Origin of the sequence: Microtetraspora malaysiensis, from assembly GCF_050947145.1 — a bacterium.
GTDB lineage: Bacteria > Actinomycetota > Actinomycetes > Streptosporangiales > Streptosporangiaceae > Microtetraspora_A > Microtetraspora_A malaysiensis.
Window position 1 is genome coordinate 68,456 of record NZ_CP191998.1, and the last position, 16,031, is coordinate 84,486.

Here is a 16,031-nt window from a genome sequence, read left to right on the forward strand (position 1 = left end):
CATGCCCCCGCCAGCCAGATCACCCTCGATGTGGCAGCGGGTCTCTCAGCAGGGGATCTTCATGCGCGAGACCTTCGTCGAGAGCGGCGGCAGGGCATCCGTCAGGTCGACCTTGACCACGGCGGAGGAGCTGATCACCGCACCCTGCGGCCTGAAGATCGTCGCCGTCTGCTTCTTCTTCCGCAGGGACTCCAGGGCCTTGGTCACCTCCGCGGGATCCGTGCCCTTTGCCGCCATTTGCCGCTTCAAATCGTCAAGGTCCTTATCGGAGATCGGCGGCGGGGCGGGCACTGTGGTGGTCTTGTCCTGGGTCGCCACTTCTCGCTCGCCTAGATAGTGGTAGGTCTGCTTGTCGAAGATGAGCTCCGACCGGACGCCGTCGTTCTCCAACGCGACGGCGATACCCGGGCGGCCGGCGGCGTCGACCGCGTCCGGTACAAGGGTGATCCCGGGGATCTCAGCGGTGATCTGGTAAAGCGCTGCGGTGAGACCGGGGCGGAACACGGTCGAGCGGAGCAGGGTGCCGACCGCCTCCCACTCGCGGAGCTTCTCCGGCACGGCCGTGTACTTGGCGGCCTCCGCCTGAACCTGCTTGCGCAGGAATGCCACATCGGTCGGCCAGCCGCTCATCTGGGCCTCGGTGACGGCGGTCTTGGAGCCGGCGGCACAGGACGACTCGTACAGGGAGTCCTCTGTCCCCATGGTCACTCCCGGAATGGGCCGCTGCGACGGCATCGGCACGCCGGGCACCGGCTCGGCCTTGGCCGTCTGCTCCCGCATGAGCCACTGCTTCGCCCCGTCGGCGGGAACCCACCGCTCCTCGGTGCGGCTGATGTGCGCGCCGGCGGAGCCGAAGGACCAATAGTTCATGACCCGCATCTCGGTGTGGATGTACTGACCAGGCACAGGACGCAGGTCCGGCTCGGCCGCGGCCGCGTGCGCGGCGACCTTCAGCAGCTGCTGGGCGTTCGCGGGCGGGGCGGCGAGGAGGCCCGCGATGCCGTCCGATCCCTGCGAGTTGCCAAGGCCGACCTGGACGACGGTCACTCCGGCGGCCATTGCCGCGGCCAGGCCGCCGGCTATCCCGATGCGCAGGCCGTACCTCCGAAGCCGGGGCACCCGCACCGTCGGCTTCCCCTGAGCCGGTGTGCGGGCCGCTTCCAGCAGCGCGGTGCGCGCGCCCGCGAGATGCTCCTGTGAGCCGGGGGGCACGTCCTTCCAGAGCCGCTTGATCTCGGTCAGGTCATTCATCGTCTTGTCCCTAATCAGTGTTAGCGAGTCGCCTTGCGGCAGACTCGGTGGTTGGTAGCCATCCGGCGGGTGAGCACTTCTGGTCCCTGGACTTGGAGTCCTGCTGAAAGACAGTGCCCCCGCTGGTTGGCCGGGAGAGTTGATCGCTGCTGGGATGTCGTTGCCCACTGACGGTGTCGGTGTGAGCACTGCTTGATTAGGTCGCTGATGGTTCTCCCGCCGGCTGCTGCTTGTGATCGTGTTCTGGGTGGGGAGAGCTGTTGCGACTGTTCGTTGGGGATGACTGGGCCGAGGCGCATCACGATGTGGAGGTGATGGATGCCTCGGGCCGCCGGTTGGCCAAGGCCCGCCTGCCCGAGGGCGTGGCGGGGATGGCCCGGCTGCACGCGATGATCGCCGAGCAGATCGGTGAGGCCGCGGATGAGGATGTGGAGGTACTGGTCGGGATCGAGACCGATCGGGGTCCGTGGGTGCTGGCGCTGGTCGCGGCCGGTTACACGGTGTTCGCGGTCAACCCGTTGCAGGCCGCCCGCTACCGCGAGCGGCTGGGCACCTCGGGCGCCAAGAGCGACGCGGCCGACGCGCACATGCTGGCCGACATGGTCCGCACCGACTCCCACCAGCTGCGCCCGATCGCCGGCGACAGCGCGCAAGCGGAGGCGATCAAGGTCGTCGCCCGCACCCACAAGACGCTGATCTGGGAACGGACCCGAGCCGGGCAGCGGCTGCGGCATGCGCTGCGCGAGTACTTCCCCGCTGCCCTGACCGCATTTGAGGATCTGGACGCCGCAGAGGCCCTCGATCTGCTGGCCAAGGCCCCTGACCCTGCCTCGGCCGCGAAACTGACAGTCGGCCAGATCAGTGCGGCCCTCAAGCGCGCCCGCCGCCGCGGCGACCTTGCCGCACGAGCCGGCGAGATCCAGGCGGCGCTGCGTACCGAGCATCTGGGCCAGCCCGAGGTGGTCGCCACGGCCTATGCGATGTCGGTACGAGCATTGGTCGCGGTCCTGGTCGTCATCGGCCAGCAGGTCAAGACCCTGCAGGGGCAGGTGGAGGAGTGGTTTGGCCGGCACCCGGCCGCTGAGATCATCGTCTCCCAGCCCGGGCTGGGACCGATCCTCGGCGCCCGGGTGCTCGCAGAGTTCGGCGACGACCGTGACCGCTATGCCAGCGCCAAAGCCCGAAAGAACTACGCGGGCACCAGTCCTATCACCCGGGCCTCGGGCAAGGAGAAGAGTGTCCTGGCCCGGTTCGTACACAACGACCGGCTCATCGATGCCCTGATGGCCCAGGCCTCGGTGGCGCTGCGTGCCTCGCCCGGTGCCCGCGCTTACTACGACAAGCAACGCGCCCGTGGAGTCGGTTACAACACCGCCCTGCGCCAGCTCGCCAACCGGCTCGTCGGCATCTTGCACGGCTGCCTGAAAACCGGCACGCTCTACGACGAAGCAACCGCTTGGTCGCATCACGTCCAGAGTGCTACGGCTTGACATTCAAGCTCCTGGGATGTCTTTCAGTGAGTCGCATGGTTCCGGTCCAGTGCCTGACGGACCTTCTTGCGGGCGCGGTTGAGCCGCGAACGTACGGTGCCGAGGGGGATGTTCAGGGCCTGCGCGACCTCCTCGTAGGTCAGTTCGACCCAGGCCACGAGCAGCAGCACGTCACGATCTCTCGCCTTGAGCGCCGCGAGCGCGGAGACGAGCGGGAGGTTCACCGCGAGCGTCGTCACGCCGTCCTCGACGAGGCCGCCGGCCACCTCCGCCGGATGCACCCCGCTCCGTACGTACGCCCGATAGCGGGTGGTCTCGGCCCGCCGCCGTTTGCCGATCACGTTGGAGGCGATGCCGTAGAGCCACGGCCGGACATCGCCCTGCTCGACGTCGTAGCGGTGGCGGTGCTGGAAGGCGGCCAGGAAGGTCTCCGACACCACATCCTCGGCGGCATCGGGACCGAGCCGCCGGGCGGCGTACCGATGCAGCAGCGGCGCGTGCCGATCGAAGACGCCGGCGAAGAACTCCGGTTCCTCCCAGGACAGCTGTATCAGCGCCGTGTCGGCGAGCTGCTCATCTGTCGCGGGTAGTCCGAGCATGGATCGCTTGCTCCTTCATTCGATGCCTTTCGACGCGTGATCACGGTCGCCTGTACTTACCGCTGACTCCGGGAATGGTTCACGTCAGGTTCGCGGCCGTCGCCGGCCGGCTCGGGGTGCATCGAAAGGCGTTGCGCGGCTGGGTCCGCCAGGCAGATCGACGACGGCGGCAGCCCGGCACCTCCAGTACGGACGCTCAGCGGATCGCTGAGATTGGCCGGGGTCTGCTCCGTCGGCGCACGCGGAGACAGGTACGACAAGGCTCTGGCCGAGAGCGCCATCGGCCAGTACAAGACGGATGGGAAGGGCGTGAATGATGCGGAGATCGCCACCATGGAATGGGCGGACCGGTACGGCAACCGGCGGCTGCACAGCACTTGCCGGGATCTCTCGCCTGCCGATTTCGGAGCGCTCTATCGCGCGAGGATCAACCTGGCGCCGTTCAAGTGGCGGGACATTCGCCAGGAGGGGGCCACCGGCTCAGCGGCCTGCCCCGGCCCGCTACCTCGGACTGGACATGGGCAGAGGCGTCGGCCACAGCGGCTTTTGAGCCGGATGGTTTTCGTGCCAGATCGCGGTTCCTGCCTTGTCGTAGCCGATGAGCTGGAATCCTTCGAGGTAGATGTCACCGGACCGCTGGTAGGTGCCGGAGAACAGCCGGACGCCGATTTTCCAGCGGTCGGCTTGTGCGTTGACGGTCACCCGCCGGCCGTCTTTGAAAACCAGTGCGACCCGGACTGTCTGGGGAGTGGTGAGGCCGAACCAGCGGCCGTCATGGTCTCGGAAATCAACCGGATATTCGTGGCCGCCCATGTCGGTCATCAGGTCCTTCGGCCGGACCAGGTCCATGCCGACTTCCTGGCCGTCCAGCGTCCAGATCAGCGTCTTGTCGGGAGTCTCGTAGACGTTCGCGATGAGGCCTCCTGGCATGTGCATGGCCGAGCCGAGGGGTCTGCCGTTGGCTTCAGGCCCGACGTGGTCGGCCTCCTCTTCCACCCGCTCGATGACCCGCCCTCTGGTGTCGGTGAACTCGAATGCCGTTATGCGCGTCTTCGAGGGCATCGCTACTGTCCAGATTGACAGGGGCGCGCCCTCGGGGCGTTGGAGAGTGCCCGCGACTGTGGAGCCGTCCTCGGCGACGGCCGAGACCCCGGCCACGCCGTCACGGGCGGCCCCGTAATGCAGCACCGTCTTCGGCGGCGGCCATGACTCTGTCGACCCCTCCGCCCAGGCCCGTTCCTCCCGGGGTCGGCTCTCGATGAGAACGTCGCCGCACGACGCGCTTTCTGCTCCGCTTCTCGACTGTGTGGCCTCGCAGAACACCGCACCGGCGACACCTCGCGCGTCCGTCGTCCTGGCGAACCACAGGAGCATCGGTCTGTGTTCCGAAGGATTGTCGAGGATCAGCCGGTCACCGAGCGGTGTCTTGTCCCGCATGACATCCGTGGAGAAGTCGCCGTCACTTTCTGTGGTGGGGTGGGCGGTGACGACACCGGTGCCGATGCCGTTCTGTCCGCCTCCTGCGGCCAGGAAGAACGGCAGGGCAGCGGCGGCCGCGGCCGTTGGGACGAGCGCGAGCAGCCAGAACCGGCGGCGCTGCGAGCGCAGGGTGCGCTTGCGTACTTTGATCCACGCCTGTGGGCTGGCTTCGTAGGTGTGGGCGCGGGCCTCAAGTGCCGAACGCAGACGGTCTTCAAGCTCGTTCATGACGTCTCCAGTGCCTTGCTGAGGGCGGCGATGCCGCGGCTGGCATGCGTTTTCACCGAGCCCGGCGATACACCCATCGCCTCGGCGATCTCACGTTCGGACAGATCCAGCCAATAGCGCAGGACGAGCACCTCACGCTGACGGCGCGGCAGGCGGTCGAGGGCGGCAAGCAGCTCGCGATGCTTCTCCGCAACGAGCGCGACGTGCTCGCTGCTGGGCATCGGACTGGGTGGTCCTGTGCGATACAGCCGCGCTATACGTAGGTGACGCAGCCGTTTACGGGTCAGGTTGCAGACGGTGACTCGCAAGTAGCCGAGCGCGGCCCCGTCGTCGCGTAGTCGCCGCGAGTGCAGGCGGGCGAACGCCTCCTGGGCGATGTCCTCCGGATCATCCGCGCCGAGCAGTCCGGCAAGTCGTACCAACGACTGGTACTGGCCGGCGAACAGCTCCGCGAATGCCGAGACCTCGCTCGTCATCGCCGATGTATCTATCACACCTTCAGGACCCTCGAATGAGCTGGTCGTTGACACGTCGCGAGAAAAGGACGCCGGCGGTGCTGGAGAAAGTGGCGACGGGGATTTCGACGCACCGCCGGACGGCTTGACCCCTACGTGGCGTCAGGCGGCACCGTGGTGGCATGAGCGCAGAGGAGTACACAGTCGGCGTCGTCGCCAAGATGGCCGGAGTGTCGGTACGAACGCTGCACCACTACGACGAGATCGGCCTGCTGGAGCCGGAAGGGCGCAGTTCCACCGGCTACCGGCTCTACACCGGCGACGACGTGCGCAAGCTACAACGCATCCTGTTCTACCGGGAGCTGGATTTCGACCTGGAAGCGATCCGGGCGCTCCTGGCCGACCAGGCATCCACTGACGTCGACCGGCTCCACCAGCAACGGCGCCTTCTCACCGAACGGATAGCACGACACCAGGCCATGGTCGCCCTGATCGACAAAGAGCTGAACGCGCGCACGCTCGGCATCACACTCACCCCTCATGAGCGGCTGGAAGTCTTCGGAAGCTCCGTCTTGGAGGAGAACGCCGCGCGTGCCGAGGAGAGGTGGGGCGGGTCCGAGCTGTGGCAGCAGCGGAAGCTCCGCGCCTCGGCCTACTCGGCCGAAGACTGGCTGGAGATCCGCGCAGAACAGTCCCGCATTCATTTACGCTTTCTCGACTCCATGAACGCGGGAATCCCAGCCACCGACTCGAGTGTCATGGATTTGGCCGAAGAGCATCGGCTCCACCTCCACCGGCGTTTTCACGACTGCGACTACAGCACTCATCGATCGGCCGCCGAGTCCTACCTCGCTAATGAGCGGATCGGGCTCAATTTCGACGACGTGGCTCCGGGCCTGTCGCGTTACGTCCATGATGCGATCATCGCCAATACTGAGCGCATGATGGACGTGTAAACGCTACAGATCCAGTGCTCAATCTGGCTCCCTATTGCGCCGCCAATCAATCCGGCACGCGTTCGTGCCATTAGCTCTCCGATGCCAAACCTGTGGCTCCCGCGCTCTTCGGCCATGTCGGCTCTCCCCGCGGCGTCGCGGGCCGCCCGGTAGTCGGCGAGCCGGGCTTGAGGCGCTGTGGTCACGATGTCCGGGACGGGCAGCGTGGCGTCGGATGCCTGTGTTGTGGACGCCGAATTGTCGGTCGGTCCGGCTAGCCTCTGTTTCTCCAAGGGAACGGGCTAATCCGTTATTCCTTGTCGCAGACCGCAGGAGAGGAATGCTGTGGGCCTATTAGGGAGAACTGGACGCCGAATCGGGGGGCCGGTGGTCGTTATCGCCCTGGCGTCCGGCACCTTTGTGCCGGCGGCGTATGCCGCCCCGAAATCGTGGAACACCGTGTCCGCGTCCACCGCGAACGCCGACACGCCGCCTGAGCAGGGTGATGATCCGACTCAGAACCTCGTCCAGGAGCTCACCATCCACTTCGAGCGGATTACCGCGTCGAAGTGCCCGTTGACCTTCAAAATCCACGGCTCCTTCGAGGGCCTTCCCGCCGGCCCGCAGGTCATCCAATATCGCCTCGTCGGCACCGAGGAGTGGAAGACCGTCAACGTGCCGGCCCACCACAGAGCCGTGTTCACCACCGTGCTGGAGACGCTCGACTGGGAATGGGACTGGGAGACTACGGCCAAGACCTCGGTGCAGATCGAGATCAGACAGCCGAACGGTCTGACATCCAACACTCTCTACTACTTCAAGTGCGGTTCGCCGGGGGCGGAGGAAACGTTCGGTGCGACCGCCGAGAACATCGGGCTGACCGCCAGCGGTGGCCCGCTGGTCGAACTGGTCGCCGACGCCTACCTGGACTCGGTCCAGGCCCTCTCCGGTGCGGAGGTCGCCCTCGTCAGCAGATACGGGTTCCGGACGGACCTGAACGCGGGGCCGGTCACCTACGAGGAACTGTGGAACACCCGGCCGGCCGGGCTCGCCGTGGACGTGAACGCGATGACCGGCGCGCAGCTCAAGAAGCTGCTGGCGTATCCGAATCCCTCGGGCTGGGTGCTGACCCCGTCGGCCTCGCTTCGCTACACGCTGGAGGGCGGGGCAGTGACTGAGATCACGTTGAACGGTGCTCCGGTGACCGACACTCAGGTGATCAAGGTCGCGGCCAATTACACGCTGATGGGCGGCTGGGAGGGCTTCCCGCAATGGGAGGGAAGCACCACCGTCTACCGCGGCGGGCCGGACGACACCGGAGCGTTGGCGTCCTACATCGTGAAGAACTCGCCGGTTGAGGCGCCGGAGGGGGATCGCGTCACCATTCGATGAGTGACACCCAGCCGGTCGGGTGGGCATAGCGCCTGACTCCGGGCAGATCGCCGGGCGGAACGCATGCCGTCCGGCGATTCGTCATCGGTCGGATGACCACTCGCGTGAAAAGCCGGCCGGGCCGCCAGGCTCCGTTCCTCGGGGCTGACGGCCATGCCGGTCACTTCTCTGCGGGCTGGTAGACGAGGGACAGTACGCCCGTCTCGAAGGTCGTCGAGGAGGTGAGCTTCATCGGGATCTGAACGCCCTCCTCGAACAGCCGCTGGCCGGTGCCGACCACGATCGGGTGGACGAGCAGTCGGAGCTCGTCGAGCAGGCCGTGCCGCATCAGCGAGTGTACGAGGGTGGTGCTGCCGCTGATGCTGATGGTCTTGCCCGGCTCCTGCTTGAGCTTGGTGATCTCCTCGACGAAGTCGCCGCTGATCAGAGTGCAGTTCTGCCACTCGACCTTGTCGAGGGTCGAGGAGACGACGTACTTCTGGATGTTGTTGATGAAGGGGGCGAACTCGTCGTCCGCCTCGGTCTTGCCCGGCCAGTAGGCGGCCCAGTCCTGATACATGACCCGCCCCATCATCATCGCGTCACTCTCGGACATCTGTGCGCCGATGGCCGCGCCCATCGCGTCGTCGAAGTAGGGGAAGTGCCACTTGTCCGGCGACTCGACGACGCCGTCCAGCGAAATGAAGAAAGCCGCGACGATCTTGCGCATCTCTTGGTCTCCTCTGTCTCTCGTTGTGCGACCTACCTTGGCAGCCGACGACTTCTACTGTCAAGACAAAAATTTTTGTCGGTGCGGCGTGTCCCCCCGCCCGGGGGCGGCCTCGCTCGGACTCGTCAAGGGTCAACGGAACGGCATCTCTCCCGCCCGTCTCCGGGTGTGCCCCGGCCAGGGGCGGCTCGGGAACGCCCCGTCGTGCCGTACCCAGCACGCAGGTCGCCCAGTGCCCCGGCCGCTCAGAGCCCCGCGCCGTCCGCCCTCTCACGGGCCATTGATGATGGATAACTCGCACGGGAGCGCGGAGACTTGGGTCGTGATCGACATCACCGCCGACCTCGTACACACCTTGATCTCTGAACAGTTCCCCGAATGGGACGGCCTCCCGATCGCGCCCGTAGTCCGCCAAGGCTGGGACAACCGGACCTTCCGGCTCGGGGATCGGCTGTCCGTACGCCTGCCCAGCGCGGAAGGCTACGTGGCGGGCATAGGGAAGGAAGACCGTTGCCTGCCCATCCTGGCCGAGCATCTGCCGCTACCGGTGCCGACACCGGTGGCGACGGGACGTCCGGCCGCTGGGTACCCGTTCCCGTGGTCGGTACGCCGCTGGATCCCGGGTGACACTCTCGAGAGTGTCGCGAACGTCGATCGAATCGGCGTGGCGCGCGACCTCGGCGGATTTCTCACCGCTCTCCGGGGGATCCCCACGAAGCAGGGACCGGCCTGCGGTCGTCACTCCTGCTTCCGAGGCTGTCACCCGAGCGTCTACAGCGACGACGTCGAGTACGCCCTCGACAAGCTGGGGCACCTCGTCGATGTCGCCGCCTGCCGGGCCGTCTGGGCAAGTGCGCTGACCTCGGCCTGGCCGTTTCCGCCGACGTGGTTCCACGGTGACCTCGCCGTCGGAAATCTGATCACCGCGGACGGAAAACTGTCCGCGGTGATCGATTTTGGGACCTGCGGCGTCGGCGACCCGGCCTGCGACCTCGTCATGGCATGGACCTATTTCGTCGGCGACGAGCGGAAGGTCTTCCGGGAGGCCGTCGGCCTTCCCGACGACACCTGGCGACGAGCACGCGGGTGGGCGCTGTGGAAAGCGCTCATCACCATGCCCAACTCCGACCCCGAAGGCATCCAGAGCCGGATTCTCACGCACGTCCTTGCGGACCCTGTCATCGAGTAATGAGGAGTGCAATATCGCCCGATGTCCCTTGCTCCGGAGTAGGTCGTCACCTGTGCGAATGCGCCGAATAGGGCCACGCGCGATCGCCTTCGCCGGCCCTGGCAGGAAGCGGCCTTCCTCGACCACGGTGCGTACGGGCCAACGTCCAGGCCTTGACGACCCCACCCTGTTGTAACAGGATCTGTTGCAAATGGGAGGTGGAATGGCGGGGAACAGCCGGCTGACGATCGCAACGCACGTGCTGACGTGGATGGCGCTCGCTCGCCGACGTGGGCAGGACCTGTTGACCTCCGAGCAGGTGGCCGCCAGCGTGAACACCAACCCCGTGATCATCCGGCGCAGCCTGGGCGACCTCCGCCGGGCGGCCCTCGTGGAGGTACGCCGGGGCGCGGGGGCGGGCTGGACCCTGGCCCGCGCGCCCGAGGAGATCACCTTGCTCGACGTCTACAACGCGGTCGAGCGGCAGCCGCTGTTCGCGATGCATCACACCGAGCCCAACCTCGAGTGCCCGGTCGGAAAGGGCATCCGTCCAGCATTGGATCATGTCTACGACGGCGTCGAGCAGGCGCTATGTCAGGAATTGCGGCGTACCTCGATCGCCGATGTGCTGAAGCGGACTCTCCGGGAGTAGGCAATCCACAGTCAGAACCGGCCGCATCCACAGCACGCACTCAGTTGTAACAAGAATTGTTCTGAGAGAGGCAGGCGGCATGGCCCCGATCGGCGACTATCCGATCATCGAGCTACGGCAGTACACATTGCACCCTGGCCGGCGAGACGTCCTGATCGAGCTGTTCGACCGGGAGTTCGTCGAAAGCCAGGAAGCCGGTGGTATGGCGGTCTTGGGGCAGTTTCGTGACCTCGATGACCCGGACCGGTTCGTCTGGCTGCGAGGGTTCGGCGACATGCCGTCTCGCGCCGAGGCGCTGGCCGGCTTCTATGGGGGGCCGGTGTGGAAGGCGCACGGTCCCGCGGCCAACGCCACGATGATCGACTCCGACAACGTGCTGCTGCTGCGTCCGGCGACGACGCGCTCCGGCTTCCCCGCCACGGCCGCCGTACGGCCCCCGATCGGCGGCGCCACGCCACCACCGTCGCTCGTCCTGGCGACGATCTACCGCCGCGACCGCCCGTTCGACGAGGCATTCACCGACTTCTTCGATCGCGAGGTCCGCACGCTGCTGACCGCGACCGGGGCGCCGCCGCTGGCGTGCCTGCGAACGGAGTACGCCGAGAACGCCTTCCCCGCGCTTCCGGTACGTACGGGCGAAAACGTCTTCGTATGGTTCGCGCGTTTTCCCAGCCAGGCTCACCTCGACGAGCATCTGACCCGGCTGAACAGCTCGGCCCGCTGGCGGGACCACGTGGCTCCCGTCGTGGAGCCGATGGTGCTGCAGCGGTTACGGCTGGCCCCCTCCGCCAGGTCCCTGCTGCGTTGAAACGGGGTAGGCCGATCTTGACGTGATCGTTGTCGGGCAGGCCGCGGTGCGTCAGCATGAGGCGGTGACCGAGCCATCGCCGCACTCTTCTGCCGCCGGACTCCTGGAGGTTCACCGGCTCCGCCTGGTCGAAGTTGCCGCTCCTCAGCTGTCGCGCGAAGAGCGACTCGCTATGGACCGCGCCTGGGAGGAGGCGGTACGGGCGAACCCGAGCTTCTTCGACGGGCCGGTGGTGGCGTCCGCGGGGCTGACGTGGGAGGGGCCGCACAGCGTGGTCCTCTCCTGGGTGAGGACGACCTACCGGCACTACGCGCTGCGTCGGGTTCCGGGTGCGACCTCGTGGCTTCCGTCGCTGTTCGCCGCGGTTGTGCAGCCGACCGAGGACGGCCGCCTGCTGGCCGGACGGATGTCGCCGACGACGGCCAGTCCCGGCCGCTGGCAGCTACCGGGCGGATCAGTCGAACCGCCGGACGATCACGAGCGCCTCGACGTGGCGGCGCTCCGCCGGCATGCCGCCCGGGAACTGGTAGAGGAGACCGGCGTCGACACGCCGCCCGACGACCTGACCCTCTGGGGCGTCACGCGCGGGAAGAGGAGGAGCGTCGGTGTCCTGTTTCTCGCTCCGTGTCAGCCGGAGGCGCTGCTGCGCGAGCGGTTCGCGGCTCTGGTGTCCGCGGAAACGGCACTGGGGCGTGAGCCGGAACTGGACCGCATCGCCCTCGTGCGCTCCCCCGCCGAGTTGGCCGACCTCGGCGGGGCGCGGGTGGACTACCTGGAGCGGGTCGTTCGCCGGTACGCGGAAGAGCGTTCCGGCGCGATGCCCGACCCGGACCGATCCCTCGATGACGGCGGATGACCCGGTTGTTTCACGTCCCCTCGACATCCGACGGCGCGGCCCGGAGCCCCGTCCCGCCCGCCGACGCCTCAGGCCGTGACGGGACGGAGGACCGGCCCGGGTTCCAGACGAGCCATTTGCGCTCGACCTCTGCCTCCAGGTCGACGCCGTGATGTCGCGCCATCACCAGGAGCTGACACAGGACGTCGGCGAGCTCCGCCCGGAACTGCGTTTCCAGTTCGTCCGCGGAGTGCCCTTTGCTCCTGGCCTGCCCCGACCGCATGAGGAACGCCTGGGTCAGCTCGCCGATCTCCTCCTGAAGTTTCAGGAGAAACCACGTGTCGTCGCGTTCTATCCCGTGTTTGGCGGCATAGAGCTTCGACACCGCTTCGACTTCTTCAGTGAGCTGCCGCAGGTGCATGCCGGGGAGTGTACGGTCGCGGCGTTGCCGGCCGTGCGGGATCGCTACTCGTCGCGGCGGGCGATCAGATGCGTGAGAGCGGCCACCTGACGGTAGGGATCGGTACGGCCCGCGCGTTCCTCGCAGGCCAGTAGAGCTGCGAAATCCTCGGGGACGGGCACGTCGTCCACCTGATCGGTGAAGACGCGTACGCCGTACCAATCCTCGGTCCGCAACCCGTGGTCGGCGAGCAGCGACCGCAGGTCCGGCAGTCGATCGGCCCGGGCCGTGACGCCGATGCGGTTGGCGTAGGTCATGTCGTCGAACGCCTGGTAGGCGCGAGCCCAGTCGCCCGCCAAACCCGGCCGCATCGCCAGGGTGTCGCCGTTCCTGACCAGGAGGGAGACCAGGCCGCCGGGCCTGACCACGTTCGCCATCGATCGCACGACCGGTGCGGGGTCGTCGAAGTACATCAGCACGCCATGGCACAGCACGACGTCGAAGGGGCCGTCGGGCAGTTCGGTGGCCGAGCCGTGCACCGCGTCGACCCGCATGCCAGGCGTGACCTCGGCGGTCAGCAGGGCCAGCATCTCCCGCGAGGAGTCCAGCGCGGTGACGTGATGCCCCCGCGCCGCCATCCGCAAGGTCTGCGTTCCCTGCCCGCATCCGACGTCGAGAACGCGCGCCGGCTGATCCGGAAGGTACGGCTCCAGCTGCCGGGTGACCAGTTCCTGTCGTACGGCGTCTCTGAGTTTGCCCAGACGCGCCCGCCATTGCGCCTCACCTGACGCGAAGTCCATTCGGTGACCCTCCGAATTCGCGTTGTCGACAGCTCGGCCCTTGAACGCGAAGGCGAGCGCAGTTCACCTACGAGAATTGCGTCTATCCGAATTCATGCCTTCGGATCGGAGGCCTTTGACGGGTTTACCCCGTCCCATTCATCGAGCGGAGCACAGTGCCATTTCCAGCCGACCTGACGCTCGTGGCCGGGGAGGTCGGCGCGGCCGTTGGCCCAAAGCAATGTCGCCCACGGATCAGTGCCGGTGGGGGCCCACGGGAACAGGCGGCGCACGGTGGCGTCACTGAGTTCCGCTGAGGGGACGAACCCGCGACCGAGGCCGTGACCCGCGTCGGCCGTGTGAACGAGCATCTCGTCACAGGCCATGGCCGCGAAGCCGGACGCGTCGGCGCGGCCGTGGGGGTGCCATCCGCGGGACTCCGGCGGCATGCCGTCCACGACGCGGGCCAGCACTCCGGCGGCGGATCTCAGCGTGGCGACGAGGTCGATCGCCTCAGACTCCGGACGGACCCGCATCTCCATCGTGTCGAGCGCCCGCTCGCCCGCGGCCAGGTCGATGGAGTACCACAGGACGCATTCGCTCATGTGCGCCACCACCTGGGCGACCGTCCACTCCATGCCGGGGATCGAGGCCGTCCAGTCCTGGTCCACCGCCGAGTCGAGGAAACCCGCGCATTCGTCGGCCACCCGGAGCACAACTCTTCCGTCCATCCCGGCATCCTCGCATACGGCATCGGACGCTCTCAGCTGGGAGAATTGTGCACTGCGGAGCGGTTCGAAGCATTCGCCGAGCCGTTCCGGCAGAGCGGCGTACGCTCCGGAAAGTCGCGACGGCCCATTTCTCCACGGCATTCAGGAACGCCGCTTTCCGGGGCGAGGAAAGCGGCGTTCGTGTCGTCAACAGGGTGTCCCATCCGCGATGGGTGATCAGCGGTTGTTGGCGATGTGGTTCGCGGCGATGTAGCCGAAGGTCATGGCGGGGCCGATGGTGGAGCCGGCGCCGGCGTAGCTGTGGCCCATGACGGCGGCACTGGCGTTCCCGGCCGCGTACAGACCGGGGATGACCGCGCCGGACGGGGAGAGCACCCGGGCCGTGGCGTCGGTGACCATGCCGCCCTTCGTGCCGAGGTCACCGGGGACGATCTTGAAAGCGTAGAACGGCGGCAGCCACAGCGGAGCCAGACAGGAGTTGGGCAGGATCGCCGGGTCGGTGTAGTAGTGATCGTAGGCGCTGTCGCCGCGTTTGAAGTCGGGGTCCTTCCCCTTCAGTGCGAAGCCGTTGAAGCGAGTGATCGTGTTCTGCAGGGCCGCGGCGGGGACGCCCATCTTGGCTGCCAGGCCCGCGATCGTGCTCGACCGGACCAGGGCGCCGTTGCTGTACCACTTGTCCGGGAACGGCAGGGTCGGCGCGAGATCCTTGAACAGGTAGCGGTTCCGGTAGTTCTGGTCGATGACCATCCAGGCGGGGATGTGCGGCGCGGTGGCGTTCTTCTCGTACATGACGTGGACCACGTCGCTGTACGGCGCGGCCTCGTTCACGAACCGCGCCCCTTGCTGGTTGACGATGATGCTGCCCGGGAGGGTGCGCTCGGACAGGCAGAAGTACGGCTCGTCGGGCAGCGGGATCACCGGCCCCCACCAGGAGTCGTCCATCAGCGCGACCTCGGCGCCGGCCGCCAGACCGGCCGCGATGCCGTCCCCGGTGTTCGACGAGGCGCCGACGGTCCAGTCGGTGCCGATGGGCTGCCGCTGGTAGTGGTCGCGCATCTCCCCGTTGTGTTCGAAGCCGCCCGACGCGACCACGACCCCGTACTTGGCCCGGATGAGGGTCTGGGTGCCGTCGCGGGTGACCAGTACGCCGGTGACACGGCCCGCGTCCACGCGGAGATCGACGAGCGGGGTGTTCAGCCAGACGGGCACCCCGGCCTGCAGCAGTCCGGCCCGCAGCGCTCCGGCCAGCGACTGCCCCATGGTGAGCGGCTTGATGCCCCGCGCGGCGGCCTTGAGCCAGCGGTCGTACGTTTCGAGCGCGATGGCCGCGCCCTTGACGTTCACCAGGGCGAGATTGAGCCATTTGTAGTCGCCGCTGAACACCACCTGTCCGTTCGGAACCGGGATGTACGCGGGATTCAGGTTGGCCAGTTCCGCGCCGAGGAGGTTTCCGTCGAACATGTCCGGCTCGACGGATCGGCCGTTCGCCAGGCCGCCGGGTAATTCCGGGTAGTAGTCGGAATAGCCCTCCATGAAACGGAAACGCAGCGGGCTGTTCCGCATGACGAACGAGATCATCTCGGGGCCGTTGCCGAGAAACGCGGCCTGCCGATCCGCGGGGACCTCGCTGCCGACGACCGCCGACAGATAAGCCGCGGCCTTGGCCGGGGTGTCCGGCACGCCCGCGGCGAGGAGCACTTCGTTGTTCGGAATCCAGATGCCCGCTCCCGAACGGGCCGCCGAGCCGCCGAATTTGGCCGCTTTCTCGACGACCAGCGTGTTCAGCCCCCGTTTGGCCGCGACCAGCGCCGCGGTCATCCCGGCCGCGCCGGCCCCGACCACGACCACGTCGTATTCCGGCGCGTCGGCGGTGTCCGCGCGCGCGGCGACACTGCCGAGAAGCCGTGAGCCGAACGCGATCCCGGCCCCGGCGGCGGCTGCGCCGCGGAGAACCTGCCGGCGGGTCGGTTGAGAACGGTGTGCAGGCATGAAGAGACCCTTCGCGTAAGAAAGCGACCGTGGCGGCACCCCACGTCCGGGTACCTGCTGGTCAAGAGCATGATCTGGCGCCGACGACCAATCATGCGCTTGGTTGGTATAGCTGTCAACGACGAACGGTG

The 16,031-nt window shown here is 67.3% G+C and carries 16 protein-coding genes; 7 read left to right on the plus strand and 9 right to left on the minus strand.

What is annotated here, in order from left to right:
• Positions 1-45: 45 nt before the first annotated feature.
• Positions 46-1,251: a CU044_5270 family protein gene (locus ACQP1V_RS00375; protein WP_433417601.1), complete on the minus strand. Its 1,206-nt coding sequence runs from the start codon at positions 1,249-1,251 to the stop codon at positions 46-48.
• 260 nt (positions 1,252-1,511) lie between these two features.
• On the opposite strand from ACQP1V_RS00375, the gene ACQP1V_RS00380 reads away from it, so the two are divergent.
• Complete coding sequence (locus ACQP1V_RS00380) at positions 1,512-2,741, plus strand: IS110 family transposase (protein ID WP_433417604.1); 1,230 nt, start codon at positions 1,512-1,514, stop codon at positions 2,739-2,741.
• Between the two features lie 23 nt (positions 2,742-2,764).
• Here the strand turns inward: ACQP1V_RS00380 and ACQP1V_RS00385 are convergent, their stop codons facing one another.
• From ACQP1V_RS00385 to ACQP1V_RS00395, 3 genes are all read right to left on the minus strand, one after another.
• Positions 2,765-3,340: an RNA polymerase sigma factor gene (locus tag ACQP1V_RS00385; protein ID WP_067138236.1), complete on the minus strand. Its 576-nt coding sequence runs from the start codon at positions 3,338-3,340 to the stop codon at positions 2,765-2,767.
• 501 nt (positions 3,341-3,841) lie between these two features.
• On the minus strand, positions 3,842-5,047 hold the full coding sequence (locus ACQP1V_RS00390; RefSeq protein WP_433417607.1) for a hypothetical protein: 1,206 nt from the start codon (positions 5,045-5,047) through the stop codon (positions 3,842-3,844).
• On the minus strand, positions 5,044-5,523 hold the full coding sequence (locus ACQP1V_RS00395; RefSeq protein ID WP_433417610.1) for a SigE family RNA polymerase sigma factor: 480 nt from the start codon (positions 5,521-5,523) through the stop codon (positions 5,044-5,046). Before ACQP1V_RS00395 ends, ACQP1V_RS00390 begins: the two co-directional genes overlap by 4 nt.
• Before the next feature lie 161 nt (positions 5,524-5,684).
• On the opposite strand from ACQP1V_RS00395, the gene ACQP1V_RS00400 reads away from it, so the two are divergent.
• Positions 5,685-6,458: a MerR family transcriptional regulator gene (locus tag ACQP1V_RS00400; protein WP_433417613.1), complete on the plus strand. Its 774-nt coding sequence runs from the start codon at positions 5,685-5,687 to the stop codon at positions 6,456-6,458.
• A gap of 438 nt (positions 6,459-6,896) precedes the next feature.
• Entirely contained in the window at positions 6,897-7,829 is a 933-nt protein-coding gene (locus ACQP1V_RS00405; RefSeq protein WP_433417615.1) for a 5'-nucleotidase C-terminal domain-containing protein, read from the plus strand.
• Positions 7,830-7,989: 160 nt separating this feature from the next.
• On the opposite strand, the gene ACQP1V_RS00410 is transcribed toward ACQP1V_RS00405, so the two are convergent.
• Complete coding sequence (locus tag ACQP1V_RS00410) at positions 7,990-8,538, minus strand: dihydrofolate reductase family protein (RefSeq protein WP_067138246.1); 549 nt, start codon at positions 8,536-8,538, stop codon at positions 7,990-7,992.
• 322 nt (positions 8,539-8,860) lie between these two features.
• Between ACQP1V_RS00410 and ACQP1V_RS00415 the strand changes: the two genes are divergently transcribed.
• The 4 genes from ACQP1V_RS00415 (at position 8,861) to ACQP1V_RS00430 (ending at position 12,022) form a co-directional block, all read left to right on the plus strand.
• The gene (locus tag ACQP1V_RS00415) at positions 8,861-9,727 is read left to right on the plus strand and encodes an aminoglycoside phosphotransferase family protein (protein WP_433417618.1); all 867 of its coding nucleotides are present in this window, start codon (positions 8,861-8,863) and stop codon (positions 9,725-9,727) included.
• Positions 9,728-9,929: 202 nt separating this feature from the next.
• Positions 9,930-10,358: an Rrf2 family transcriptional regulator gene (locus ACQP1V_RS00420; protein ID WP_433417621.1), complete on the plus strand. Its 429-nt coding sequence runs from the start codon at positions 9,930-9,932 to the stop codon at positions 10,356-10,358.
• Between the two features lie 79 nt (positions 10,359-10,437).
• Positions 10,438-11,166 (plus strand): NIPSNAP family protein, encoded by a 729-nt coding sequence (locus ACQP1V_RS00425; protein ID WP_433417624.1) that lies wholly within the window; start codon positions 10,438-10,440, stop codon positions 11,164-11,166.
• 64 nt (positions 11,167-11,230) lie between these two features.
• Entirely contained in the window at positions 11,231-12,022 is a 792-nt protein-coding gene (locus ACQP1V_RS00430; protein ID WP_433417626.1) for an NUDIX hydrolase, read from the plus strand.
• Positions 12,023-12,032: 10 nt separating this feature from the next.
• Here the strand turns inward: ACQP1V_RS00430 and ACQP1V_RS00435 are convergent, their stop codons facing one another.
• From ACQP1V_RS00435 to kstD, 4 genes are all read right to left on the minus strand, one after another.
• Complete coding sequence (locus ACQP1V_RS00435; RefSeq protein ID WP_433417629.1) at positions 12,033-12,422, minus strand: pyrophosphatase; 390 nt, start codon at positions 12,420-12,422, stop codon at positions 12,033-12,035.
• Between the two features lie 44 nt (positions 12,423-12,466).
• A complete protein-coding gene (locus ACQP1V_RS00440; RefSeq protein WP_433417632.1) occupies positions 12,467-13,201 on the minus strand; it encodes a class I SAM-dependent methyltransferase in 735 nt (244 codons plus the stop codon).
• Positions 13,202-13,293: 92 nt separating this feature from the next.
• Positions 13,294-13,911, minus strand: a complete 618-nt coding sequence (locus tag ACQP1V_RS00445; protein WP_433417635.1) for a maleylpyruvate isomerase N-terminal domain-containing protein — start codon at positions 13,909-13,911, stop codon at positions 13,294-13,296.
• Positions 13,912-14,127: 216 nt separating this feature from the next.
• On the minus strand, positions 14,128-15,900 hold the full coding sequence (gene kstD, locus ACQP1V_RS00450; RefSeq protein ID WP_433417638.1) for a 3-oxosteroid 1-dehydrogenase: 1,773 nt from the start codon (positions 15,898-15,900) through the stop codon (positions 14,128-14,130).
• Positions 15,901-16,031 lie beyond the last annotated feature (131 nt).